Raw genomic sequence first — 24571 nt, forward strand, 5'->3', positions numbered from 1 at the left:
TCTCCGCCGGGGCTCAGCAGCGCGCCCCCGCGAGCGAGCGGGCGAACATCAGCACCACCTCGTGGAAGCGGTACTGCGGCAGCCCCGATGAGTCCACGCCCGCCATCTCCAGGAGGGACACATCGGTCAGCCGCTCCAGGAAGTCCTCCGCCACCTGCTCCGGGACCCCGAAGAGCAGCCCCGCGGTGACCGCGGGGAACACACCGCGGCCGAGCGCCGTCAGCTCGGCGAGAAGGTCGTGCTCCCGTGCGCTGAAGCCGCGCATCGAGGACAGCACCGACTGCCGTACGTCGAGGTCCCCGAAGCGCAGTTCGTGCAGACGCGTCTCCTCCTTCATGAGCCGGTCCGCCAGGCGCCTGGCCGACCAGTGCGGCCGGGACGCGAGGCGGGCACCGGCGACCCGCAGGGCCAGCGGCAGTCCGCCGCAGGCGTCCGCGATGGCGGAGGCCGCCTCGGGCTCGACCGCGATCCGCCGCACACCGGCGACCGCCGCGAGCAGGGCGAGGGAGTCGCCCCGCTCCATGGGCGCGCACGCGGTGGTGTGCGAACCGGACACGGCGCACAGCCGGGCTCGCCCCGTGACGAGCACCGCGGCCGTGGCGCTGCCCGGCAGCAGGGGGTCGAGCTGGAGGTCGCCGGCCGCGTTGTCCAGGAGGATCAGCAGCCGCTTGCCCGCCGTACGGGTGCGGTACAGGCGCACCAGCTCGTCCAGGTCGGCCGGCGGCCCGTCGAGCGCCGCGACGGGCTCACCGAGGGCGCGCAGCAGTCGTACCAGGATCTCGGCCGGGTCCTTGGGCGTGCCGTCCGCGTGGCACAGGTTCGCGTACAGCTGCCCGTCGGGGAAGTGCTGGACGCTGGCGTGCGCGGCGTGCACGGCGAGCGCCGTCTTGCCCACCCCCGCCATACCGGTGATCAGCATGCGCTGCGGCCGGAAGACGGGCTGCCGGCCGGCCGGCGGCGGTGCCAGCTGATCGAGGAGTACGGAGAGTTCGGGCTCCCGGCCCGTGAAGTCGGCGATGTCGGCGGGCAGCATCGCGGGCGGCGCGACCTGCGGCGTGAACGCGAACGGCAGCCCGCCCGGGTACTGCGGGGTGTTCGCGTGCGGCGCGGACGTCGGGACCGAGGCCGGCGGCCGGGGCAGGTCGAGGGTGCCTTCGAGCACCGCCTGGTAGGTGGCGTTCAGGTCGGCGCCGGGGTCGACGCCCAGTTCCTCGGCGAGCGTGCGCCGGCCCTGCCGGTAGACGTACAGCGCGTCGGCCTGCCGGCCGCACCGGTACAACGCGGTCATCAGCTGGGCGCGCAGCCGCTCGCGCACCGGGAACTCCAGCACCAGGCCGGTCAGTTCCGGGACGAGCTGCTGGTGCCGGGAGAGCGCGAGGTCCGCCTCGACGCGGTGTTCCAGCATGGTGGTGCGCGCCTCCTCCAGCTGCGGCAGTTCCGCGTCCGAGAGGAACGTCGTGACGTTGGCGAGCGCGGGGCCGCGCCACAGGTCCAGCGCCCCGCGCAGCAGTTCGTGCGCGTCCTCGTAGCGTCGCTCGGCGAGTGCCGCCCGGCCCAGCCGGCCCAGCCGCTCGAACTCCGAGGTGTCGAGCCGCGCGTCGTTGGTGAGGATGAGGTATCCCGGCTGGCGGCGGACCAGTTCCACGTCGGCCCCGAGGAGCTTGCGCAGCCGCGAGATGTACGTGTAGATCTGAGCGCCCATCGTGGCGGGCGGATCCCAGCCCCACAGCAGTGCACTCAGCCGGTCGTCGGTGACGATCTTGCCGCGGGCGAGCAGTAGTGCGGCGAGCACGGTGTGCACCTTCGCCCCCGACATGGAGATGCGCCGCTCGCCCTGTCTGGCTTCCACCGGACCTAGAAGTTGAAAATCCATGAGTCCCCCACTCACTGCCGTGTACTGCTGTCGGAAGGGCCGGCTGGATTGCCGCAGCCTCCTGTCGAACCATTCTTCGAGCCCGTGACCTGGGAAGTCATCAGCGTCGGATGGCAAGAGGCTGCGGTGGCAAGACACTGCACGTTCGCTCCCGCGTTCACAGACCCGGGCTGAAGCCCATGCCGTAGCCGAGGAGCACGAAGGTCGGTGCCCACACGGCGCTGCTCACAACGGACCAGGTCAGATAGGACCGCACGGACATTCCGCAGGCCCCGCACAGCGTCGGTACGAGGGTGCGCAGCCCTGCGGTGAAGCGCCCCACGAACACCGCGCGGCCGCCGTGGCGCTGGATGGCTGACAGGGCGCGGTCGGTGGAGCGGGGCCGCAGCAGCCGGCGCGGGACGCGGTCCAGGAGCCAGGTGTTCCAGCGCCGCCCGGCCGCGTAGCCGAGGCCGTTGCCGAGCACGGCACCGAGCAGCGCGGTGACCACGATCCATCCGAGGGGCACCCGCCCGTGGTGCGCGAGCACGCCGCCCATCACCACCGCGGTCTGTCCCGGGAGCAGCACGCCGATCAGCGGCAGCGCCGCCTCCAGGGCGGGTAGCAGCAGCACGGCCGCCAGGACCCCCCAGATCCCGAACACCAGCGTGTGGTCGGTCAGCCAGGCCATCATCTGTGGCCCCCTTCCATCGCCTCCAAGCCAACCCCGCGGGCGCGCGCGGATCACGACCACTGGGCTGAGTCCTGGGGTAGGGCAGGCCCTACCCCCGACCCTCGGTCTGGGGGGATGGCTCCGGCAGAGAACCGCCTTCTACGGTGAGGCCATGCGCTCACTCAACGTGTGGCAGGCCCTGACCCGCTCCGGCTACCTGTTCTCCGCCTGGCCCTGGCGGGCTGCCGGCTACCTCCTCAGCAGTGCCCCGGTCGGCATCGTGGTGCTGGTGGCGATCGTGCTCGGGGCGGCGCTCGGCAGTGCGCTGGCCGTCGTACTCATCGGGCTTCCGCTGCTCGCGCTGCTCGCCCTGTCCGGACTGCCGGTGGCGGCCCTGGAGCGGCGCCGGCTGCGCCTCGTCGACCGGCGGCCCGCTCCCACGCCCCACCGGGTGCCGGACGAGCCGGGGCTGCTGGCCTGGGGGCGCACCCGGTTCCGTGAGCAGGCGACCTGGCGGGAGCTCGGTTACACGCTGGCGTTCGCGACATTGCTGTGGCCGTTCGACCTGCTGGCGTTCGCCATGGCGCTCGTCGTGCCGCTGGGGCTGGTGGCGACACCGGCCCTGATGGCGACGGTCGGGGACGGCGAGGAGGCGCCCGTGCTGAAGATGTGGACGGCGACCAGCTGGCCCGAGGCGTTCGCCGTCGCCGTCGTCGGCCTGCTGCTCTTCGGCCTCAGCGGCTATGTGATCGGCGCTGTGGCGGTGGCCCGGGCCGAACTGGCCCGTCTGCTCCTGGTCCCGGTGGAGACGGATCTGGGGGAGAAGGTCACCGAACTCGTGCGCTCCCGCGTCCGGTTGGTCGACGCCTTCGAGGCGGAGCGCCGGCGGATCGAACGCGATCTGCACGACGGCGCCCAACAGCGCATCGTCGCCCTGACCATGACCCTCGGCCTGGCCCGTCTCGACGCCCCGCCCGGCGCACTCGCCGACCAGCTCGCCAAGGCCCACGACGAGGCGGGCAAGGCGCTGGCCGAGCTGCGGGAGCTGATCCAGGGCATCCATCCGAAGGTCCTCGCCGACTTCGGCGTGGGAGCGGCCGTCGCCGACGCCGCCGACCGGTCGGTCATCCCGGTGGACGTCTCGGTGGACCTGTCCAGGCGGCTGCCCGAAGCGGTCGAGGCCGCCGCCTACTTCGTGGTCTGCGAGGCACTGGCGAACGTCGCCAAGCACAGCGGGGCACAGCGGGCCGAGGTGACCGGCCGGCACGCGGACGGATGGCTCGTCTTCGAGGTCCGGGACGACGGGTGCGGCGGTGCGGACGTCGAACGGGGCAGTGGACTCACGGGTCTTGCGGACCGGGTGTCGGTGCTGGATGGCAGACTGACCCTGTCCAGCCCTGCTGGCGGTCCGACCCTGCTGCGTGTGGAGATCCCTTGCGAGCCGACCGAGCGCTCCGTGTAGTCCTGGCCGAGGACAGCGTGCTGCTCCGTGAAGGACTCATCGGCCTGCTCGGCCGCTTCGGCCACGAGGCGGTCGCGGCGGTCGGTGACGCGGAGGCACTGGTGGCCGCCGTCGAGGAGCACACCCCCGACATCGTGGTCACCGACGTGCGGATGCCGCCGGACTTCCAGCACGAGGGGCTGCACGCGGCGGTGCGGCTGCGGGAGGTCCGGCCCTCGCTGCCGGTCCTGGTACTGAGCCAGTACGTACAGCGCAGTTACGCCTCCGAGCTCCTCGACTCCGGGGACGGCTCCGGCGTCGGCTATCTGCTCAAGGACCGGGTCGGCCAGGTCGAGGAGTTCCAGTCGGCCCTCCTGGAGGTCGCCGGGGGCGGCACGGTCGTCGACCCGGAGGTCGTCCGGCAGTTGCTGCGCCGCCGCCGTGACCCGCTGGAGCGCCTCACGGCCCGCGAGCGCGAGGTCCTGGCCCTGGTGGCGGAGGGAAAGTCCAACACCGCGGTCGCGCGCCAACTCGTCGTCTCCGAGGCGGCGGTGGGCAAGCACATCGGCAACATCCTCGCGAAGCTCGACCTCCCGCAGGCGGATGAGACACACCGCCGGGTCCTGGCGGTTCTGGCGTTCCTGCGGGCCTGATCCGATATGGCTGCGCCATAGCCCCCGCGGCCAGGCTGTGCCCGCCCCGCGCACCTGCGCCGGGCACCACAGCCCGCCGGAGGACTCCCGATGCGCAGCCGTTTCGCCACGACCCTCGCCGCCGCCCTCGCCGTGCCGCTCGCCCTCGGCATCGCGGCCGCCCCCGCCCAGGCCGCTCCCGCCGACAAGGCGCAGGTGCTGAGCAGTTGGACCCAGACCAGCGCGAGCAGCTACAACACCTGGGTTGCGGCGCGCAACAACCAGGGTTCCTGGAGTGCGTACGGCTTCGACTGGTCGACGGACTACTGCACCACCTCGCCCGACAACCCCTTCGGCTTCCCGTTCCAGATGTCGTGCGCGCGCCACGACTTCGCGTACCGCAACTACAAGGCCGCGGGTTCCTTCGACGCCAACAAGGCGCGCCTGGACGACGCCCTCTACGCAGACCTCAAGCGGACGTGCACGGCGTACTCGGGCGTCAAGCGCACCTCCTGCGACGCCGTCGCCTGGACCTACTACCAGGCTGTCGACAAGCTCGGCTAGGAAGACTCCGGGCGTGGGTGGCGGGTCACCCCACGCCCGGTTCCGCGCGGTGCGGGGACGCCCTCACCGATCGGTGCGGCGGTGAGCGGAGTCCGCTCACCGCCGCACTTCGTCGCGAAGGAAAGAGTGGTCAATTCACTGTCCTCGCCGAACTGTTCCCCGAAAGCCGCCGCCTGAGGAATTGTCGAATTCGGGGACGCGGAATGGTGAGTTCCCGGTGAATGGTGACCGATAACTGGAAAGTAACTTCCGCTCGATCGTCTCGTGGCAGCCAGGCAGGCGAAAGGCCCGGCACCGAATACTTCGGTGCCGGGCCTCGCCGGTACGACGACTGCCTAGGCGGCGGGGTCAGTCCCAGCTGGGGTCCTCCGGCGGGAGCGGCGTGGTGCCGTCCCAGCTGGGGTCCTCTTCGACGCTGTCCCAGCTCGGGTCCAGCTGCACGCTGTCCCAGCTCGGGTCCCCCACCGCCACCACCGTCTGTGCAGGCCCGTCCGCCACCGACTGTGCGACCGCCCCCGCGGCCGGCACACCGAGCACCATGGCGATGGCCGCTGTGGCGACGAAACCCTTGCGCAGAACGCTGACCTTCATGAAAGAGCCCCCTGAATAGTTTTCCGAGACATCGAAAAGAGACACCGAATTATTCGGCATATCGCTTCGAAATTTCGTGAACGCCCTCCGTGTTGCCGGTGAGCGCCCCCCGATGAATTAGATTCTTGTCCCCCGCGCCCCCCTGTCACCAGGGCAGCCGCATGTCAGGGTGCTGCGTTGGCAGTAGCTTGACAGCGGATCACTCAATTCCGATTCGGTGGTCGGAGGCATTCCGCTTTCCTCTGTGTAGAAGAAGTAAAGGTGAACGGCCTACAGCTGGTTCCTACGTGCACACCTGAACTCTTCCGAGGAGTACTCAGATGACCCTCGCCGCCGAGCCGGCCACCGGCCCACCGCTGCCCCGGCTCGCCGAAAGGCCGGATCTTGCCACGCGCACCGCCGAGTTGCGCAGTTGCCACGAACAGGCGCGGCGCGGGCCGGACGAGCGGGCCACGGCCCGTCAGCACGAACGCGGGAAGTTCACGGCCCACGAGCGGATCGCCCTGCTCTTCGACACGGATTCGTTCACCGAGGTCGAACCCCTGCGCCGGCACCGGGCCGTCGGCTTCGGCCTGGAGCACAGGCGCCCGTACTCCGACGGGGTCGTCACCGGCTGGGGCACGGTCCACGGCCGTACCGTCTTCGTGTACGCCCATGACTTCCGCATCTTCGGCGGCGCGCTCGGCGAGGCCCACGCCGAGAAGATCCACAAGGTGATGGACCTCGCGGAGGCGGCGGGCGCCCCGCTGGTGGCCCTGTGCGACGGGGCGGGCGCCCGCATCCAGGAAGGCGTCACCGCGCTCGCGGGCTACGGCGGCATCTTCCGCCGCAACGCCCGCTGCTCCGGGGTGATCCCGCAGATCAGCGTCATGCTGGGCCCGTGCGCGGGAGGCGCCGCGTACTCCCCCGCACTGACGGACTTCGTCTTCATGGTGCGCGGCACCTCACAGATGTTCATCACCGGACCCGACGTGGTGCAGGCCGTGACCGGCGAAGAGATCGACCACAACGGCCTCGGGGGCTCCGACGTCCACGCCACCACGACGGGCGTGGCAGCTTTCGTCCACGACGACGAGGAGTCCTGCCTGGAGGAGGTGCGGCACCTGCTGTCGCTGCTGCCCTCCAACAACCGCGAACTCCCGCCCCACGAACCGACCGACGACCCGGCCGACCGCCGCAACGACGCGCTCCTCGACCTGGTCCCGGCCGACCCCTCACGCGCGTACGACATCCGGGACGTCATCGCGGAGATAGTCGACGACGGCGACTACACGGAGGTGCACGCCCGGTGGGCGGGCAATGTGGTGTGCGCCCTGACCCGGCTCGACGGCCATGTGGTGGGCATCGTCGCCAACCAGCCGTCGTCACTCGCAGGGGTGCTCGACATCGCGGCGAGCGAGAAGGCCGCCCGCTTCGTGCAGACCTGCGACGCCTTCTCCGTCCCCCTGATCACCCTGCTCGACGTGCCGGGCTTCCTGCCGGGCCGCGACCAGGAGCACGGCGGCATCATCCGGCACGGCGCGAAGCTCCTGTACGCGTACTGCAACGCGACGGTGCCCCGGATCCAGCTGATCCTGCGCAAGGCGTACGGCGGCGCCTACATCGTCATGGACTCCCGCTCGATCGGCTCCGACCTCTCCTTCGCCTGGCCCTCGAACGAGATCGCCGTGATGGGCGCGGAAGGCGCGGCCAACGTCGTGTTCCGGCGCGAGATCGCCGCCTCACCCACCCCGGAGGCCACCCGTGCCCAGCTGATCGAGGAGTACCGCTCCCAGCTGATGCACCCCTACTACGCGGCGGAACGCGGCCTCGTCGACGACGTGATCGATCCCGCGCGGACCCGTGCGCTCCTCATCCGCTCACTCGCCATGCTGCGCACGAAGCACGCCCCGGTACCGGAACGCAAACACGGCAACCCACCTGTATAGGAGACGCATTGACCACCATCCCGCCCCATCCGGCGCACCCCCTGTTCACCGTGGAACGCGGCGCCCCCGACGCCACCGAACTGGCCGCACTCACGGCAGTCCTGCTCACCCGGGCGAGACTGTCCCACCCGTCCATCCCGTCCACACCCCTCCCGCCCCGCCCGAACTGGACCCACCCGTCCTACCGGGGTCCCGGCGCCTGGCGCCGCTGACCTGCGGAGCGGCCGGGTGGAGCGTGCGGGGCCGAGGCCTACCGTGGCCCCGCACGCCCCCGGACACGGCAGAGGGCGTGCACGGAATCCCGTACACGCCCTCTCCGCGGGGGAGGCGCGACGCAGCCGGCGCAGTCGCCGCGCTCACCCGGCCCCCGGCGCCACGACCACGGTCTCCGCCGCTACTTGGTCGCGCCCTGGGCGCGGCCGTTGTAGATGTAGCGCTGGAGGAACAGGAAGATGGCCGGCGTGGGCAGGATGACGAGGATCGCTCCCGCCGAGATGTTCTCCCAGTGCGCACCGATGGGGCCCTTGAACCGGAAGAGGGCGGTGGAGACGGGGCCCAGGTCTTCCGACGGCATGTAGAGGAAGGGGATGTAGAAGTCGTTGTAGACGGTGATCCCCTTGATGATGACCACGGTGGCGATGGCCGGCTTGAGCAGAGGGAAGATGACCTTCCGGTACACGGTGAAGGAGCTGGCGCCGTCGAGACGGGCCGCCTCGTCGAGTGAGACCGGGATGCCCCGGATGAACTGCAGGAAGATGTAGATGGAGACGATGTCGGTCCCCATGTACAGCAGGATCGAGCCCCATCGGGTGTCGAACAGGCCGAAGCTGTTGACCACCTGGAAGGCGACCACCCGGGTGGTCACCGCCGGGACCAGGGTGGCGATCAGGAAGAGCCCCATGACGAGCTTCCTGGCAGGGAAGTGGAAGCGGCCGATGGCGTGTGCCGTCATGGAGCCGATGATCACCGTGCCGGTGATGGAGAACAGCGGGATGAACGCCGTGTCGCCCAAGGCGGTGACCATCTTGCCGTCGGTGGCGGGCAAGAGCGATACAGTCGACGTCGTGGTGAGCGCACACACTCTGCTGAGAGACCTCCTTCTTCAGGCCGACCGTCTCGACCCGCACGCCGTGGCCGATCAGGGCCTGCGCACGCTGCTGCCCGGCGAGCAGGTCCGGTTCCGCGTGACCGGCTGCGGCTCCCTGGACGCGAAGAGGGCGCGGTCGGCCCTCTTCTGCGCGGACGCGAGGTGAACAGTCCCGCACGTGTGACGATCAAGGACGTCGCCGCTCGCGCCGGTGTGTCCAAGGGCGCCGTCTCGCTGGCGTTCAACCAGAAGCCGGGCGTCTCGGAGGCCACCCGCCTGAGGATCTTCGAGGCCGCGAAGGAGCTGGGCTGGGCGCCGAACCTCACCGCGCGCAGCCTCTCCAGCCAGCGCGTCGACATCATCGGCCTGGCCCTGTGCCGTCCCGCCCGGCTGCTCGGACTCGAACCGTTCTACATGGACTTCATCTCCGGCATCGAGAGTGTGCTGGCCGACCGGTCGCACTCGCTTCTCCTGCGGCTGGTGAGGGATCTCGACGAGGAGACCGAGCAGTACAAGTCCTGGTGGCGCAGCCAGACGATCGCCGGCGCCATCCTGGTGGACTTCCACGAGGACGATCCGAGGGTCCCCTCGCTGCAGTCCATCGGGCTGCCGGCGGTGGCCGTCGGGCATCCGTCCCTCACCGGTTCGTTCCCCGCGGTGTGGACCGACGACGCCACCGCAGCGGCCGAAGCCGTCCGTTATCTGGCCGCGCTCGGACACCGTCGCATCGCCCGCGTCGGCGGTCCGGTCGGGCTCGGGCACAGCGCCATCCGGGCCACCGCCTTCGCGGCCACGATGCGGGAGCTGGGGCTGGAGGAGGGCCGTCAGATCGCGACCGGCTTCGACGGAAGCGAGGGAGCCAGGGCCACCCGCTCCCTCCTGATGTCCGCCGACCGTCCGACGGCCATCGTCTACGACAACGACATCATGGCCGTGGCGGGGGCGGGGGTCGCCGCCGAGATGGGCTTCGTGGTTCCCGACGATGTGTCGCTCCTCGCCTGGGACGACTCGCAGCTGTGCCGGATCACCCACCCCACGCTGTCGGCGATGAGCCACGACGTGCACAACTTCGGGGCTCAGGTGGCCCGCACGCTGTTCGCCGTCATAGAGGGGCAGCACACGGGCTCCGTGCAGGTGCCGACCCCCTCCCTCACCCCGCGCGGCTCCACCGCCCAGGCGCCCGCCCGGAGTTGAGGGACGCACGTGGCCGGCACTGTGGCCTCTCCACCCAACTGGGCGGGGAGGCCACAGCACGTGAGGCAACCGGCGACGGGGGTGCGGGGGTTGGTCAAACCCTGCTGCAGGAGGAGCCGTTGAGGGCGAAGGCCCCGGGGGTGCTGTTGGCCGACGAGGAGGATCCGTTGAGGCCGAAGCTCACCGAACCCCCCGCCGCGATGGTCTCGGTCCAGGACTCGTTCGTGGCCGTGACCGCCGCCCCCTGCTGGCTCACCCTCGCGTTCCAGGCGGAGTTGACCTTCTGACTGCCGGGAAAGGAGAACTGGAGCTTCCATCCCTTGACCGCGGTGGTGCCGGTGTTGCGGATGGTGACGTCCGCGTTGAAGGTGCTGCCCCAGTCGCTGAGCTTGTACGTCACCTGGCAGGCCCCGGTGTCGCCGCCGCCCTCTCCGTCACCGCCACCGGTGCCGCCACTTCCGTACACACTGGCCTCGTGCGCGGTCGCCTTGATCCCGTTGGCGCCGTTGATGATGCGCTGACCCCAGGTGGTCAGGTGACCGGCATCGAAACCGGTGGCCATGTCCAGGTACTCGACACCGCCGCCGTTGCCGCTCCAGGACCACCCCATGTAGCCCAGACCCAACTGCTGGGCCGTGGCCATGATCGCGTCCTCGTCCGGGTTGCCGTCCGAATGCGCGTCACCGAATTCGCCGACGACGATCGGTAGTTTCCTGGAAACGAACCGGTTCAGGTAATCCTGGACTTCGGCGGCCGTGTCGTAGACGCCGTACATGTGGATCGAGAAGACGGTGTTCTTGTCGGGATCGGCGGCGAATACCCCTGCCGCATTGTCCCGCATGGTGAAGGACCAGTCCTGCCCCCAGTTCGGGGCGTCCACCATGATGGTGTGCTTGAATCCTGCGGCCCGCATGCTCTTGATGGCATCGGTGGTGCCGGAGGTCCAGTTCTCGTAACCGGTGTTCCCGTACGGCTCGTTACCGAGGTTCAGGATGATGTACTTCTCCTGCCCCTCGACCGCGCTCTTGATGCCCTTCCAGTAGTCCACCGCGCGCGCGAGGGGGACCGCGGCGCCGGCTTCGCCGTAGCCCGTGGTGTCGTGGGCCTCCAGAACGCAGACCAGGCGGCTGGCCTTGCACTGCTCGACGATGGCCGCGACGTCCGCGGTGTCGTTCCTGGTCCATTGGTCGCCGGTGCTCAGCACCACGCGCGCCGAGTTGGCGCCGAGGGCCTTGATGTCCTTGAGCGCCTGCGGCGTCCTTGCCGTGTACCAGGTGTGTGCCTGGTTGACCCCGCGCAGGACGAAGTCGTTGTCGTTGGCGTCGAGCAGACGGCCGTCGCTGACGTGGAACCCCGTGGACGCCTCCGCGGCCTGGGCCGCGTGGGGTGCGGTGAGCACGGCGGCGGTGACGGCCATAAGCGCTCCCGCAGCGGTGGCCAGCATCCTTCTCATATGTCGCTCCCAATGTGGGGGCGTGCCCACGGACCGGAAACGGATTCCCGCCCCGCGCGTCACGCTCTGCCGTGAGTGGCGGTTTCCTCCGCCCCGAGAAGCGCCTCCGAGGACGCGGTGAACGCGTGTCCTGCGAGACGTATCGCAGGGAGAGGAACACCGTCGGGACGGGCGAGTTCCTCGCCGACCGGATATGAATTTCGGATCTGGTCGGCCGACGAATGTACTGATCGCCGGGGAACGGCCGGTAGGCGCGCGCTCAAATGGGTGGTGAGCATGGGCGGTTCACCTTGTGTTCAGGCGACTGAATGAGAGATTAGGGGCACTCGAACGGAGAGACAACCGCTGGAACCAAACCGGTTAAGTTCAGCTCTGGTTTATGGTCGAGGGTGCCGTGACGATGCGTCACATCACTGCAGGACGGGCGCCCGTCAACAGCTCGGCCCGCAGTTGCCCCGCCTACGGCAGGCCCAAGCGCGGAGAGCGGAGACGGGTCACGGGCGCGGGCCGGCTGCGAGAGCGGGGGCGCCGATCTGCGCGGAGGCGACGGCGGCCGCCCCGATGAGTCCGGCGTCCAGGGCCAGGCGCGCCGGCACGATCGGCAGACCGCGGGTGAAGTCAAGCACCGCGTAGTCGGCCATCCGCCGTCGCAGGGGGGCGAAGAGGGTGTCGCCGGCCTGCGCGACGCCGCCTCCGATCACCACGAGATCGAGTTCGACGAGAGCCGCCGTCGCGGAGATGGCTGCCGCGAGCGCCTGGGCCGCCCGCTCGTAGGCGCCCAGCGCGCGGGCGTCCCCCGCCCGCGCGGCCTCCGCGACCGCCGCCGCCGTCGGGGCGACCCCGGCCGGCGCGGACCACCCGGCGGCCTGCGCGTGCGCGGCGATGGCCGTCCCGCTGGCGAAGCCCTCGACACATCCGGGAGCCCCGCACGGGCACATCGAACCGTCCAGATCGACGCTGATGTGCCCGATGTGCCCCGCGTTCCCCGTCCTGCCGGTGTGGAGCCGGCCGCCGAGGACCAGGCCGCCCCCCACCCCGGTGGACACCACCATGCACAGCGCGTTCTCGGACCCCTTCGCCGCGCCCAGCCAGTGCTCCGCCGCGGTCATGGCCACGGCGTCCCCGATCAGTACGGGGCGCAGCCCCGCGGGCAGCCGCGGATGAGCCGCCACCTGCCCGGTCAGCGGGAAGTGCCGCCATGCCGGGATGTTGACCGGACTGACCGTGCCCGCGGCGGTGTCGACCGGACCCGCACTGGCGATGCCGAGACAGGTCAGCCCGTCCCACACCGGATGGGCGGCCAGTTCGTCGAGGACCGATGCCACCGCCGCCATCAACTCGCCGGCGGACTTCTGGGCGGGAGTGGGCCTTTGCGCGCGTACGAGCAGAGCGCCCGAGTCGTCCACGAGCGCTCCGGCGATCTTCGTGCCGCCGATGTCCAGTGCTCCGTACACCGTCACGTCACCACACCTTTCGTGAAGGAAGCGGGTCCCTCTCGCTCCGGAGCACACTCTGGCGGGTGGTGACAACGTTGTCTAGTAAACCGTTTAGTTCAGGTCAAGGTTTAGTAAAGCCCTGGGGGTCCGTCCTGGCCGGCAGGGCATGTCAACGGCCGAACTTCTCGATGGCGGACGGCGTGACGGGGGTGAAGAAGTTGACGAGATTGCCGTCGGGGTCGCGGAACAGGAGTGCACGGTTCCCCCAGGGCATCGTGGTGGGCTCGTTGACGAAGTCCTCCACGAAGGCGGTCAGGTTCTCGTACACGCTGTCCACGTCGTCGACGAGGAACTCGAGGATGACGCTGTGGTTCTCGGCCGGGCGGGCGGAACCGGGCGCGAAGAGGGGGACGGTCCGGGTGCTGCCGATGGCGAGGGCGGCCGAAGCGGTCCTCAGCTCGGCGAAGTCCTCGGTGGCCCACTGGGCAGCCACGCCGGTGGCGCGCTCGTAGAAGGCGACGAGGCGGGCGACGTCGCCCGTGATGATGCGGACAGAGACGAAATCCATGGTCTTCTCCTGGTCGGTCGGTGCTTCTGCCCTGCACGCTACGACGTATACCGGGCGGAACCCGCCCGGTATACGAGGGAGACTTCGGTACATGCCCCGCCCCATTGCCCGCGTCCTCACCCTGCTGGAACTCCTGCAGTCGGGAGGCCTTCGCACCGTGACCGAACTCGCCGACCGGCTCGACGTCGACGAACGCACCGTGCGCCGCTATGCCGGCCACCTCATCGACCTCGACGTACCCGTCGAATCGGTGCGCGGCCGCTACGGCGGCTACCGGCTCGCCCCCGGCTACCGCATGCCCCCGCTCATGCTGAACGACGACGAAGCCCTCGCCGTACTGCTCGGCCTGCTGGCGGGCCGGCGATCCGGCCTGACGACCGCCATGGGGACGGCCGGCGAGACGGCTGCGGCGAAGATCCGGCGCGTGCTGCCCGAACGGCTGAGACATGGACTCGACACCGTGCTCGCCACCCTGGCCTTCACGGCCCCACCCGGAGAGGCGGAACCCCCGGACTCCGCGGTGCTGCTTCCGATCGCCGACGCGGTGACCCGCCACCGTCCGGTCTCGATCCGGTACACCGCGGGCGACGGCCGCCGCAGCGAACGCACCCTGCATCCGTACGGGATCGTCGCCCACACGGGGAAGTGGTACGTCACCGCTGCGGACCCCGCGATCGGTGAGGACCGGACGTTCCGGCTGGACCGCATCAGCGGCGTGAGGACTCTGCCGGGCTCGTTCGCACCGCGTACCGGAGTGGATCCGGCGCAGCGCGTACTGACCGGGCTCGCCACGGCTCCGTACCGGCACGAGGTGACCCTGCGGGTGCAGGGGACGGCCGAGCAGATCCGCACCCGTTTCCCCGCCGGCCTCGCGATCGTGGAGGAGCTGCCGCTCCCGGACGACGCAGGGCCCGAAGCCGCACCCTGGGCGCGCGTCGACCTGCGGGTGGAGCGGCTCGACTGGCTGCCCGCCGTACTCGCCTCGCTGGACCGGCCCTTCGCCATCGAACGTCCGGACGAACTCCGCATCCTCGTCGAGGCCCTCGCCGCCCGCCTCGCGGACTCCGCCCGTCGGCGCCCGCCTCAACCATGAGGGAGTGGCACAGCCGGCCGCGATGGCCCGGGTCTCCGGAAACCACTCAGGGGCCTGATCCACTAAGTGGATCAGGCCCCTGACCTGGTCTTACGGCTGTCGGGGTGGCGGGATTTGAACCCACGACCTCTTCGTCCCGAACGAAGCGCGCTGCCAAGCTGCGCTACACCCCGATCGCCGCCGGTCTCCCGGCGACATCGATTACTTTAGCCCACCGGCGCCCGGAGACGAAATCCGCTTTTTGCCGATGGGGCGGCCGCCGCCGGTCACACGTCCCGTGCCGTCAAGGTCAGCAAGGTCGCCTCCGGGGGGCAGGCGAAGCGGACCGGGGTGTAGCGGTTGGTGCCGCAGCCGGCCGAGACGTGGAGGTAGGCGCGATGGCCGTCGGCCGTATGGCTCGAGAGGCCCTTCACCCGGTCCGTGTCCAGGTCGCAGTTGGTGACCAGGGCTCCGTAGAAGGGGATGCACAGCTGCCCGCCGTGGGTGTGGCCGGCCAGGATCAGCGGGTAGCCGTCGGCGGTGAAGGCATCGAGCGAGCGCAGGTAGGGGGCGTGGACCACGCCGATGGAGAGATCGGCGCCCGTCTCCGGGCCGCCCGAGACCTCCGCGTAGCGGTCACGCTTGATGTGCGGGTCGTCGAGGCCGGTGAAGGCCAGCTCCAGGCCGTCGAGCTTCAGGCGGCCGCGGGTGTTGGACAGGTTCAGCCAGCCCGCGTCGTCGAAGGCGTCCCGCATGGGTTCCCACGGGTTGTGGACGACGCCGACGGCCGGGGCGTTCCCGTTGAGCCCGTGCCTGCCCGCGGTCTTCTCGAAGAGGTAGCGGGCGGGGTTGCGGAGCTTGGGGCCGTAGTAGTCGTTGGAGCCGAACACGTACACACCCGGGAACTCCATCAGCGGGCCGAGTGCGTCGAGCAGCTCCGGTACGGCGTCCGGGTCGGAGAGGTTGTCGCCGGTGTTCACGACGAAGTCCGGGCGCAGCCCGGCCAGTGACTGCAGCCAGCCGCGCTTCTTGCGCTGGCCGCTGACCATGTGGACATCGGAGACCTGCAACACGCGCAACGGGCGTGCCCCGTAAGGGAGTACCGGGACGGTGACCCTTCGCAGGCGGAACGAGCGGGCCTCGAATCCGGCCGCGTAGGCGAGACCGGCGGCGCCGGCCGCGGCGGTGACCGCCGTGATTTTCAGGGGTACTCCGTAGCGTGCGCGCATGCGCCCATCGTCGCAGACGGTGCGTGTCCACAGGAAAACCGGCGGGCGGCGGGCGCCCCGCACCTGCCACAATCACCGCATGACCACGCTCAAGTCCAAGCTCAAGGAAGACCTCACCACGGCCATGAAGGCGCGCGACGAGCTGACCTCGTCCACGCTCCGGCTGACCCTCACCGCGATCACCAAGGAGGAGGTCGGCGGCAAGACGGCCCGCGAACTCTCCGACGACGAGGTGCAGAAGGTGATCGCCAAGGAGGCCAAGAAGCGCCGCGAGGCGGCCGAGGCCTTCGCCAAGGGCGGCCGGGCCGAGCAGGCCGAGCGGGAGAAGAAGGAGGGCGAACTGCTCGACGCCTATCTCCCGCAGCAGCTGAGCGACGACGAGCTGACCGCGATCGTGACCTCCGCCGTGGACGAGGCGAAGGCCGCCGGGGCCGAGGGTCCGCGCGCCATGGGCGCCGTCATGAAGATCGTGAACCCGAAGGTCGCGGGGCGCGCCGAGGGCGGCCGCGTGGCCGCCACGGTGAAGAAGCTCCTCGCGGGCTGAGGCCGCGCGGCAGGCAGACATGAAGGTGGGGCGCCCCCGGACCGGGGGCGCCCCACCTTCATGTCCGGCGTGCGCCGGGACCGGGCAGGTCAGGGACCGTTCGTCCCACCCCGGCCGCGGCCGTTGCCGTCGTTCCCGCCGATCAGGTCCGGCGAGATGCTGATACCGGGGAACGGAGTGTCGCCGCCGGGCTTGTTGTCGCCCTCGCCCGGCTTGTTCTTGTCCCGGTCCTTGTTCTTGTCCTTGTCCTCCTTCGGCTTCGCCCGCGGTACGTCGACCGGGTTGAAGGCCGGAGTCTCGGAGGCGTTCAGGGAGCCGGTCATCGCCGTCCGCCAGATCGGGCCGGGCAGGCAGCCACCGCAGACGTCCTCGTAGTACTGGCCGCCGATGGTGATGTTGCTCATCGGGATCTGCTTGGCGCCGTCACTGCCGACCCACACCGCCGTGGAGAGGTTCGGCGTGTAGCCGACGAACCAGGCGTTCTTGCGCTCGTCGGTCGTACCGGTCTTGCCCGCGTTGTCGCGGTCGCTGAGACCGGCCGACTTACCGGTGCCGTCCTCGACGACGCCCTTGAGCATCTGGTTGATGGTGTCGGCCGAGTGCTCGTTCATGGCCTTGTTGCACTGCGACTTCGGCACGTCGATCTTCTTGCCGTCCGGCTTGGTCACCGACAGGATCGCGATCGGGGTGCAGTACGTGCCGCGGTTGGCGAAGGTGGCGTACACCGAAGCCATGGCCAGCGGCGTCGACTCCTGGCCGCCGAGGGTGGTGGCGGGGTTCTGGAGCAACGGCTTGTTGTCGCCGCGGTTGTAGCCGACCTTCTTCGCCATCGTGAGCGTCTCGCACAGGCCGGTCTGCTGCTCCAGCTTGGCGAAGTAGGTGTTGATCGACTTGCCCAGCGCGCCGGTCATGTCGAAGGTGCCCTTCTCCGACTCCATCTCGTTCTCCACGTCCCACGGGATGGTGTCCGCGGGCCCGCCGTCACAGGTGCGGAAGGCATCGGCGGGCAGCGTTATCGAGGAAGGAGTGGTGAAGCTCTGGGCCGGACTGATCCCCTTCTCCAGCGCTGCCGCCGCGGTGATCGGCTTGAAGGTCGATCCCACCTGGAAGCCGGCGTAGCTGCCGCCCATCCTGTGGTCCACGGAGAGGTTCAGTACGGTCTGGTGCTTGGAAGCGTCCAGTCCGTAGGGGCGGGACTGGGCCATCGCCATGATCCGGCCGGTGCCCGGCTGGACCTGGACGACCGCGGTCGCGACCTTGTCGGTCTCGTTGACCCGGGAGATGGCTGCCTCGTTGGAGGCGGCCTGGGACCGCGGGTCCAGCGTCGTCTTGATGGTGAGTCCGCCGGTCGCCCACAGCTTGGCGCGGTCCTTCGCGGTCTTGCCGAAGGCCGGGTCGCTCGTGACGGTCTGCCGTACGTAGTCGCAGAAGAAGCCGGAACCGCTGACCGCGGTGATGCAGCCGTTCTTCGGCCGCTTCACCTTCAGCTTGATCGGGGTCGCCTTGGCCTTGTCGGCCTCCTCCTGCGGGATGTCGCCGACATCGGCCATCCGCTGGATCACGGTGTTGCGACGCTTGGTCGCCTCCTCCGTGTCGTTGACGGGGTCGTAGCGGCTGGGCGACTGCACGATGCCGGCCAGCATCGCCGCCTCCTCCAGCTTCAGGTCCTTCGCCGACTTGGAGAAGTACCGCTGGGAGGCCGCCTCGACGCCGTAGGCCTGCTGCCCGAAGAAGGTGATGTTGAGGTAGTTCTCCAGGATCTTCTTCTTGCCGAGTTCTTCCTCGACCTGGATCGCGTACTTCAGCTCCTGGACCTTGCGGCCCAACGTCTGCTGGGTGGCCTGCGCGACCTTGGTGGGGTCGTCGCCCGCCTCCTCGACGAAGACGTTCTTCACGTACTGCTGGGTGAGGGTCGACGCGCCCTGCGCGGTCCCGCCCGCCTGTACGTTGCGGTTCATCGCGCGAAGGATGCCCTTGAGGTCGACCGCGCCGTGCTCGTAGAAGCGGGCGTCCTCGATCGCGATGATCGCCTTCTGCATGTACGGGGAGATCTTCGTCAGCGGCACCACGGTGCGGTCCCGTGAGTACACCGTGGCGATCTGGCCGCCCTGGTTGTCCAGGATCGTGGTGCGCTGACTCAGCGGCGGAGTCTTCAGATTGGCCGGGATCTCGTCGAACCCGTCGACCGTTCCCTTGGCGGCGAGACCCAGTGCTCCGGCGGCCGGCAGCGCGATGCCCGCCAGGACCACTCCGGAGAGTGCGGCGACACCGAGGAACTTGGCGGCCTGCTGGGTCGTCGTGAGACCCCCGCCCGAGCGCTTCTTTGGCATGGGGGCAGCCTACGTTCTCATTCGCCGGACACACGTATATGCCTTGGCCTAAGCTGCTCTCAACTGTCACAGCAGTCCGGTTCCGTATCAACCCCCCTGCACCACACGGCCACGAGTTCAGGCGCTCCCGAAATCGCCTCGTGTGTCATCGAACGTCCGTTGTGACTCAGCTGATCTGTCCCGATTCCTCCGGGATAGTCGCGCATGTCCTCACCTCACTCCCCTGGGTGATCTGCCGCATACGCATAGTCCGTTCGGGCCATTCAAGATTGGGCCCGAAGGGGGTGTTGTGCTGTCGCCACGTTCCGTAACGTCCTCAACTGGCAGCGGTGAATATGCCGCTGCCGCCGTGGGGGAGCCTCGATTCGGGAGAGGACGGCGCCGGGATGGGCTGGGTAACCGACTGGAGTGCGCAGGCAGCCTGCCGCACTACCGATCCGGATGAACTGTTCGTACAAGGGGCAGCGCAGAACAGGGCCAAGGCGGTGTGCACCGGATGTCCGGTGCGGACCGAGTGCCTGGCCGATGCGCTCGACAATCGCGTCGAATTCGGCGTGTGGGGCGGAATGACCGAGCGGGAGCGCCGCGCACTGCTGCGCCGACGTCCGACGGTCACGTCCTGGCGCCGGCTGCTGGAGACCGCTCGCAGCGAGTACGAGCAGTCCACGGGCATCCTGCCCGTGGCGATCGGGCTGGAGGACGACGAACTGCACGAGACGTTCGCCGCCGTGGGGTAGACCCGGGCGGCAGGACGAGGGGGTGACTAAGCAGCTCCGGCCGGGGCGGAACCGGTCGCGAGCCGGTCCCCGATGGCTCGCAGCCCTGCGAGGTCATGGACATCACCGGGCAGGGCGGCCACCGCGGTAACGGCCACCTCGGGATGCAGCGCGGTGAAGCGGTCGCGTGTGCGCTGTTCGCGTGCGACCACCTGCATCCGTTCGGCGTGCAGGCGCAGCAGACCTGCCGTCAGCTGCTCGACGGTCACGGCGTCCGTGGCCGGGGTGTCTGTGGGTAGGGCATCCGAGGCCATGGCATCCGTACGGGCGTCGTCCAGGGCGTCCGGGATGTCGGCGGGCTCGTGCTCCGAGGCGCGCTCGGACGGTTCGGGGGTGGCGGCTCCTGCGGTGTCCGGGGTCTGTACGGAACCGGCCGCGGGGGATTCGGCGGGCTCACGAAGTCCAGCCTTCCCGGCCCCCTGATCCACAATGCCGTCGGCATCAAGATTTTCCGCGGCGGACAGCGCACGCTCCGCGGAGAGCCGGGCGGCTTCACTGCCGTGGACACGGTTCAGCACCAGACCGGCCAGTGGCATGTCTTCGGCGGCCAGCCGCTCCACGAAGTACGCCGCTTCCCGGAGTGCGTCCCGCTCCGGTGTCGCGACGACGAGGAACGCCGTGCCGGGTGCCTGAAGGAGCTTGTACGTCGCATCGGCGCGGGTGCGGAACCCGCCGAACATGGTGTCCATCGCGGCCACGAAGGTCTGCACGTCCCGTAGGAACTGGCCGCCGAGCAGCTTGCCCAGCGTTCCGGTCATCATCGACATGCCCACGTTGAGGAACTTCATTCCGGCCCGGCCACCCATTTTCGCCGGGGCCATCAGCAGCTTGATGAACTTTCCGTCCAGGAACGAGCCCAGCCGCTTCGGCGCGTCCAGGAAATCCAGTGCGGACCGCGACGGCGGGGTGTCCACGACGATCAGGTCCCACTCGTCGCGCGCCCGAAGCTGACCGAGCTTCTCCATCGCCATGTACTCCTGCGTGCCGGCGAAACCGGCCGACAGGGACTGGTAGAAGGGGTTCTCCAGGATCGCGCGAGCCCGCTCCCCGTCCGCGTGCGCCTCGACGATCTCGTCGAAGGTCCGCTTCATGTCGAGCATCATGGCGTGCAGTTCGCCGGCGCCCTGTGTTCCGATGCCCTTCACCCGGCGGGGGACGTTGTCCAGGGAGTCGATGCCCATGGACTGGGCGAGCCTGCGAGCCGGGTCGATGGTGAGGACGACGACCTTGCGACCGCGCTCGGCCGCGCGTACACCGAGAGCCGCCGCGGTCGTCGTCTTGCCGACGCCGCCCGAGCCGCAGCACACGACGATCCGGATGTCCGGGTCGTCGAGAAGCGCGTCGGTGTCCAGCGCGGGGGCCGGGGCGGGGACGGTGTCAGGGCCGGCGTCGGGGTCCGGTGGGTTCTTGCGGGCCCGTGCGCCCGGCTTCGTCCCCGCGTCCTTGCCTGCGGCCGTGTCCGATGTCATGACCCCACCCCTTGTCCCGCCGCCCCTTCGACCGCGCCCTGCTTACGGAGTTCCATCGCCAGCTCGTACAGCCCGGCCGGGTCCACGCCCTCCCCGATCAGCGGCAGTTCGTATCCCGGCAGTTCGAGCCCCGCCAGTACGGCGCGCTGCTCACGCTCCAGCTCCACCCGCTGGGCATGCTCGGCCGCCTGTTCGACCAGGGGGCGTACGAGCCCTGCGGAGCCGGTCACACCGGCCCGGGTCAGCGTCTTGGCGATCTCCTTGCGCCGGCCGCCCGCGGCGGTGCGCAATGCGTCCTCGTCCAGCAGGTGCGGGCGCACCATGTTCACGATGACCCGGCCCACCGGCAGTTCGGCGGCCCGGAGCTCGGCGATGCCGTCGGCGGTCTCCTGGACCGGCATCTCCTCCAGCAGGGTCACCAGGTGCACCGCGGTCTCGGGAGACTTCAGCACCCTCATCACGGCCTGTGCCTGGTTGTGTATCGGGCCGATCCGGGCCAGCCCCGCCACCTCGTCGTTCACGTTGAGGAAGCGGGTGATGCGGCCGGTGGGCGGCGCGTCCATGATCACGTAGTCGTAGACGAACCGATTCAGCTTGTCCTTGCGGCGCACCGCCTCGCAGGCCTTGCCCGTCAGCAGCACGTCCCGGACGCCTGGCGCGATGGTGGTCGCGAAGTCGATCGCGCCGAGCTTCTTCAGCGCCCGGCCCGCGCTGCCGAGCTTGTAGAACATCTGGAGGTAGTCGAGGAGGGCGCGTTCGGCATCGATAGCGAGCGCGTACACCTCACCGCCGCCCGGCGCGACGGCGATCTTGCGTTCCTCGTAGGGGAGGGAGTCCGCCTCGAAGAGCTGGGCGATGCCCTGTCTGCCCTCGACCTCGACGAGGAGGGTGCGCCTGCCCTCGGTCGCGAGGGCGAGCGCGAGGGCGGCGGCGACCGTGGTCTTACCGGTACCGCCCTTGCCGCTGACGACCTGGAACCTGCTCACGTATTCGAGCCTAACCAGTCGCGCCGCAGGCTACGCACGAGGCTGCGCATGCCAGGGATTGCGCAGGTATTAAAGTCGGGCCATGACCAAATGGGAATACGCGACCGTGCCCCTTCTCGTGCACGCGACCAAGCAGATTCTGGACACCTGGGGCGAGGACGGCTGGGAGCTGGTCCAGGTCGTTCCCGGCCCGAACAACCCCGAGCAGCTCGTGGCCTACCTGAAGCGGGAGAAGCAGTAGTGGCGGGCGCCGTGGAGGCGAAGCTCGCCGAACTCGGGCTTGCCCTGCCGGACGTCGTACCGCCGCTCGCCTCGTACCAGCCTGCCGTGCAGTCCGGGGTGTACGTGTACACCTCGGGCCAGCTGCCGATGGTGGACGGCAAGCTTGCCGTCACCGGCAAGGTCGGCGCGGAGGTCACGCCCGACGAGGCCAAGGAGCTGGCCAAGACCTGTGCGCTCAACGCGCTGGCCGCCGTGAAGTCGGTCGCGGGCGACCTGGACCGGATCGCACGCGTCGTGAAGGTCGTCGGCTTCGTCGCCTCGGCCACGGACTTCACCGGTCAGCCCGCCGTGATCAACGGCGCGAGCGAACTGCTGGGCGCGGTGCTCGGCGACAAGGGCGTGCACGCCCGCAGCGCCGTCGGCGTCGCGGTGCTGCCGCTGGACGCGCCGGTCGAGGTCGAGGTCCAGGTCGAGCTGACCGGAGCCTGAGCCGAAGTCGTACCGCTGCCGGTGTGCGCCACCGGCCGAGCGGGGGATCCCGTCGGGTCGAGACGACCGGGCGGGATCATCTGTGTACAGGGCATGTACGGATCACCGCGCCCCTCGAACATCGGCGCGGATCCGGATAGCCTCCGGCCATGTCCAATGGTCAGTGGTACCCCCCGGAATGGCCCGACCGGATCCGGGCCCTCGCCGCAGGTGAACTGACGGCAGCCACCCCCAGGCGGGCCGCCACCGTGATGCTGCTCCGGGACGACGCCGCGGGTACCGGCAGCGGGCCCGCGGTTCACATGCTGCGCCGGCGCACCTCGATGGCCTTTGCCGGAGGGGCGTACGCCTATCCGGGTGGCGGGGTGGACCCGCGAGACGACGACAGGCTCGTCCGCTGGGCCGGACCCGCGCTGGAGACCTGGGCGCGGCGGCTCGGGGTCGGGACGCCCGCCGAGGCGCAGGCGATCGTCTGCGCCGCGGTCCGCGAGACGTACGAGGAGGCGGGCGTCCTGCTCGCCGGCCCGACCGCGGGCACGGTCGTCACGGACACCACCGGCGAGGACTGGGAGGCCGACCGCGAGGCCCTGGTCGCGCGGGAGCTGTCCTTCGCGGAGTTCCTCGACCGGCGCGGGCTGGTGCTGCGCTCGGACCTGCTGGGCGCGTGGGCGCGCTGGATCACTCCGGAGTTCGAACCGCGCCGCTACGACACCTGGTTCTTCGTCGCCGCGCTCCCGGCCGGCCAGCGCACCCGCAACGCCTCGACGGAGGCGGACCGCACGGTGTGGATCGGTCCGGGCGAGGCGGCCGACGGCTACGACCGGGGTGAGCTGCTGATGATGCCGCCGACCGTCTCGACGCTGCGTACGCTCAGGCCGTACGCCACCGCCGCGCAGGCGCTGGAGGCGGCATCGGTCCAGGACCTCGCCCCCGTGCTCGCACAGGCCCGCCTGGAGGGTGACGAGCTGGTGCTGAGCTGGCCGGGGCACGAGGAGTTCACCAAACACATTCCTGCGGGCGCGGGCGGCACGGGAGGTGGGGCGGCATGAGCGACGCGGCAGCGCTGCCCGGACAGCCGCGCGGCGGGGTGCTGTCCGGACCCGCCACGACCCGTACGGTCAACGTCCTCGCGCCCAACCCGTCGGCCATGACGCTGGACGGCACCAACACCTGGATCGTGGCCGAACCCGACTCGGACCTCGCGGTGGTCATCGACCCGGGCCCGCTCGACGACGCCCATCTGCGGGCCGTCATCGAGACGGCCGAGCGGGCGGGCCGCCGGATCGCGCTGACCCTCCTCACCCACGGGCACCCCGACCACGCGGAGGGCGCGGCCCGGTTCGCCGAGCTGACACGTACGAAGGTGCGGGCCCTGGACCCGGAACTCCGCCTCGGTGACGAGGGTCTGGGGACGGGGGACGTGATCACGACCGGCGGGCTGGAGATGTACGTGGTACCGACCCCGGGCCACACCGGTGACTCGCTCTCCTTCCATCTGCCCGCAGACCGCGCGGTGCTGACGGGGGACACGATCCTCGGCCGGGGGACGACGCTGGTGGCCCACCCGGACGGGCGGCTGGGGGACTACCTCGACTCACTGCGGCGGCTGCGCTCGCTCACGGTCGACGACGGCGTGCACACGGTGCTGCCCGGCCACGGCCCGGTGCTGGACGACGCGCAGGGCGCGGTCGAGTTCTATCTCGCGCACCGCGCACATCGCCTGGCTCAGGTGGAGACGGCCGTGGAGGCCGGCTGTCTGACGCCGACGCAGGTGGTGGCGCATGTGTACGCGGACGTGGACCGGTCCCTGTGGCCCGCGGCGGAGCTGTCGGTGCGGGCGCAGCTGGAGTATCTGCGGGAGCACGGACTGATCTGACGGTCCTGCTCCGGATACGTACGCGAGGGTCCTGCTCCGGATGCGTACGCGGGGGCCTTGCTCCGGATGCGTACGCGGGGGGCCCCGCCGGGCCGGACACCGCGGGATGCATGCCAGTGTCCGTGCCGACGGGGCCCCTCGGGCGTTGCGTACGACGAC

23 protein-coding genes, 1 tRNA gene and 2 pseudogenes are annotated in these 24571 nt (G+C 70.1%); 14 read left to right on the forward strand and 12 right to left on the reverse strand.

Annotated features, from left to right (window positions below):
- Positions 1 to 13: 13 nt before the first annotated feature.
- Both OG538_RS19935 and OG538_RS19940 read right to left on the reverse strand, forming a co-directional pair.
- Complete coding sequence (locus OG538_RS19935) at positions 14 to 1849, reverse strand: BTAD domain-containing putative transcriptional regulator (RefSeq protein ID WP_406095447.1); 1836 nt, start codon at positions 1847 to 1849, stop codon at positions 14 to 16.
- A gap of 181 nt (positions 1850 to 2030) precedes the next feature.
- Positions 2031 to 2546 (reverse strand): DedA family protein, encoded by a 516-nt coding sequence (locus tag OG538_RS19940; protein WP_406095448.1) that lies wholly within the window; start codon positions 2544 to 2546, stop codon positions 2031 to 2033.
- A 151-nt stretch (positions 2547 to 2697) separates the two neighbouring features.
- On the opposite strand from OG538_RS19940, the gene OG538_RS19945 reads away from it, so the two are divergent.
- From OG538_RS19945 to OG538_RS19955, 3 genes are all read left to right on the forward strand, one after another.
- Complete coding sequence (locus OG538_RS19945) at positions 2698 to 3987, forward strand: sensor histidine kinase (RefSeq protein WP_406095450.1); 1290 nt, start codon at positions 2698 to 2700, stop codon at positions 3985 to 3987.
- On the forward strand, positions 3960 to 4619 hold the full coding sequence (locus OG538_RS19950; protein ID WP_406095452.1) for a response regulator: 660 nt from the start codon (positions 3960 to 3962) through the stop codon (positions 4617 to 4619). Before OG538_RS19945 ends, OG538_RS19950 begins: the two co-directional genes overlap by 28 nt.
- 90 nt (positions 4620 to 4709) lie before the next feature.
- Positions 4710 to 5162 carry a phospholipase gene (locus OG538_RS19955; RefSeq protein ID WP_406095454.1) on the forward strand — a complete coding sequence of 151 codons (453 nt, stop codon included), beginning with the start codon at positions 4710 to 4712 and terminating at the stop codon, positions 5160 to 5162.
- A 348-nt stretch (positions 5163 to 5510) separates the two neighbouring features.
- On the opposite strand, the gene OG538_RS19960 is transcribed toward OG538_RS19955, so the two are convergent.
- Positions 5511 to 5753 carry a hypothetical protein gene (locus tag OG538_RS19960; protein WP_406095456.1) on the reverse strand — a complete coding sequence of 81 codons (243 nt, stop codon included), beginning with the start codon at positions 5751 to 5753 and terminating at the stop codon, positions 5511 to 5513.
- A 320-nt stretch (positions 5754 to 6073) separates the two neighbouring features.
- Here OG538_RS19960 and OG538_RS19965 point away from each other — a divergent pair, with 320 nt between their 5' ends.
- The gene (locus OG538_RS19965; protein ID WP_406095458.1) at positions 6074 to 7681 is read left to right on the forward strand and encodes an acyl-CoA carboxylase subunit beta; all 1608 of its coding nucleotides are present in this window, start codon (positions 6074 to 6076) and stop codon (positions 7679 to 7681) included.
- Positions 7682 to 7689: 8 nt separating this feature from the next.
- Positions 7690 to 7893: an acyl-CoA carboxylase subunit epsilon gene (locus tag OG538_RS19970; RefSeq protein WP_406095460.1), complete on the forward strand. Its 204-nt coding sequence runs from the start codon at positions 7690 to 7692 to the stop codon at positions 7891 to 7893.
- A gap of 182 nt (positions 7894 to 8075) precedes the next feature.
- Here the strand turns inward: OG538_RS19970 and OG538_RS19975 are convergent.
- Positions 8076 to 8714: pseudogene (locus tag OG538_RS19975) on the reverse strand (carbohydrate ABC transporter permease); the annotation flags it as partial.
- Positions 8715 to 8736: 22 nt separating this feature from the next.
- Between OG538_RS19975 and OG538_RS19980 the strand changes: the two are divergent.
- A pseudogene (locus OG538_RS19980) lies at positions 8737 to 8934 on the forward strand (hypothetical protein); the annotation flags it as partial.
- The gene (locus OG538_RS19985) at positions 8931 to 9962 is read left to right on the forward strand and encodes a LacI family DNA-binding transcriptional regulator (protein WP_406095462.1); all 1032 of its coding nucleotides are present in this window, start codon (positions 8931 to 8933) and stop codon (positions 9960 to 9962) included. The pseudogene OG538_RS19980 and the gene OG538_RS19985, both read left to right, overlap by 4 nt.
- Before the next feature lie 94 nt (positions 9963 to 10056).
- On the opposite strand, the gene OG538_RS19990 is transcribed toward OG538_RS19985, so the two are convergent.
- The 3 genes from OG538_RS19990 to OG538_RS20000 all read right to left on the reverse strand — a co-directional run bounded on the left by OG538_RS19990 (position 10057) and on the right by OG538_RS20000 (position 13419).
- On the reverse strand, positions 10057 to 11406 hold the full coding sequence (locus OG538_RS19990) for a cellulase family glycosylhydrolase (RefSeq protein WP_406100218.1): 1350 nt from the start codon (positions 11404 to 11406) through the stop codon (positions 10057 to 10059).
- 503 nt (positions 11407 to 11909) lie between these two features.
- Positions 11910 to 12875 (reverse strand): ROK family protein, encoded by a 966-nt coding sequence (locus OG538_RS19995; RefSeq protein ID WP_406095464.1) that lies wholly within the window; start codon positions 12873 to 12875, stop codon positions 11910 to 11912.
- Positions 12876 to 13020: 145 nt separating this feature from the next.
- Complete coding sequence (locus OG538_RS20000) at positions 13021 to 13419, reverse strand: VOC family protein (RefSeq protein WP_406095466.1); 399 nt, start codon at positions 13417 to 13419, stop codon at positions 13021 to 13023.
- Positions 13420 to 13510: 91 nt separating this feature from the next.
- On the opposite strand from OG538_RS20000, the gene OG538_RS20005 reads away from it, so the two are divergent.
- Complete coding sequence (locus tag OG538_RS20005) at positions 13511 to 14512, forward strand: helix-turn-helix transcriptional regulator (protein ID WP_406095468.1); 1002 nt, start codon at positions 13511 to 13513, stop codon at positions 14510 to 14512.
- A gap of 99 nt (positions 14513 to 14611) precedes the next feature.
- Here the strand turns inward: OG538_RS20005 and OG538_RS20010 are convergent.
- Together OG538_RS20010 and OG538_RS20015 are read right to left on the reverse strand one after the other, a co-directional pair.
- A tRNA-Pro gene (locus tag OG538_RS20010) sits at positions 14612 to 14685 on the reverse strand.
- A 93-nt stretch (positions 14686 to 14778) separates the two neighbouring features.
- A complete protein-coding gene (locus OG538_RS20015; protein WP_406095470.1) occupies positions 14779 to 15720 on the reverse strand; it encodes a metallophosphoesterase in 942 nt (313 codons plus the stop codon).
- A gap of 79 nt (positions 15721 to 15799) precedes the next feature.
- Between OG538_RS20015 and OG538_RS20020 the strand changes: the two genes are divergently transcribed.
- Positions 15800 to 16264, forward strand: coding sequence for a GatB/YqeY domain-containing protein (locus OG538_RS20020; RefSeq protein ID WP_406095472.1), 465 nt, complete (start codon positions 15800 to 15802; stop codon positions 16262 to 16264).
- Between the two features lie 89 nt (positions 16265 to 16353).
- Here OG538_RS20020 and OG538_RS20025 read toward each other — a convergent pair whose 3' ends face one another.
- Positions 16354 to 18594: a transglycosylase domain-containing protein gene (locus tag OG538_RS20025; protein WP_406095474.1), complete on the reverse strand. Its 2241-nt coding sequence runs from the start codon at positions 18592 to 18594 to the stop codon at positions 16354 to 16356.
- A gap of 386 nt (positions 18595 to 18980) precedes the next feature.
- Here OG538_RS20025 and OG538_RS20030 point away from each other — a divergent pair, with 386 nt between their 5' ends.
- The gene (locus OG538_RS20030) at positions 18981 to 19331 is read left to right on the forward strand and encodes a WhiB family transcriptional regulator (RefSeq protein ID WP_359134186.1); all 351 of its coding nucleotides are present in this window, start codon (positions 18981 to 18983) and stop codon (positions 19329 to 19331) included.
- Positions 19332 to 19357: 26 nt separating this feature from the next.
- On the opposite strand, the gene OG538_RS20035 is transcribed toward OG538_RS20030, so the two are convergent.
- A complete protein-coding gene (locus OG538_RS20035) occupies positions 19358 to 20839 on the reverse strand; it encodes an ArsA family ATPase (protein WP_406095476.1) in 1482 nt (493 codons plus the stop codon).
- The gene (locus OG538_RS20040; RefSeq protein ID WP_406095478.1) at positions 20836 to 21825 is read right to left on the reverse strand and encodes an ArsA family ATPase; all 990 of its coding nucleotides are present in this window, start codon (positions 21823 to 21825) and stop codon (positions 20836 to 20838) included. Before OG538_RS20040 ends, OG538_RS20035 begins: the two co-directional genes overlap by 4 nt.
- Positions 21826 to 21907: 82 nt before the next feature.
- On the opposite strand from OG538_RS20040, the gene OG538_RS20045 reads away from it, so the two are divergent.
- From OG538_RS20045 to OG538_RS20060, 4 genes are all read left to right on the forward strand, one after another.
- Entirely contained in the window at positions 21908 to 22066 is a 159-nt protein-coding gene (locus OG538_RS20045) for a DUF4177 domain-containing protein (protein WP_003991873.1), read from the forward strand.
- Positions 22066 to 22536, forward strand: coding sequence for a RidA family protein (locus tag OG538_RS20050; RefSeq protein WP_219573178.1), 471 nt, complete (start codon positions 22066 to 22068; stop codon positions 22534 to 22536). Before OG538_RS20045 ends, OG538_RS20050 begins: the two co-directional genes overlap by 1 nt.
- Before the next feature lie 149 nt (positions 22537 to 22685).
- Entirely contained in the window at positions 22686 to 23585 is a 900-nt protein-coding gene (locus tag OG538_RS20055) for an NUDIX hydrolase (protein WP_406095481.1), read from the forward strand.
- A complete protein-coding gene (locus OG538_RS20060; protein ID WP_406095483.1) occupies positions 23582 to 24412 on the forward strand; it encodes an MBL fold metallo-hydrolase in 831 nt (276 codons plus the stop codon). The genes OG538_RS20055 and OG538_RS20060 overlap by 4 nt, the downstream gene beginning before the upstream one ends.
- Positions 24413 to 24571 lie beyond the last annotated feature (159 nt).

Origin of the sequence: Streptomyces sp. NBC_01013 (assembly GCF_045162765.1) — a bacterium.
Lineage (GTDB): Bacteria > Actinomycetota > Actinomycetes > Streptomycetales > Streptomycetaceae > Streptomyces.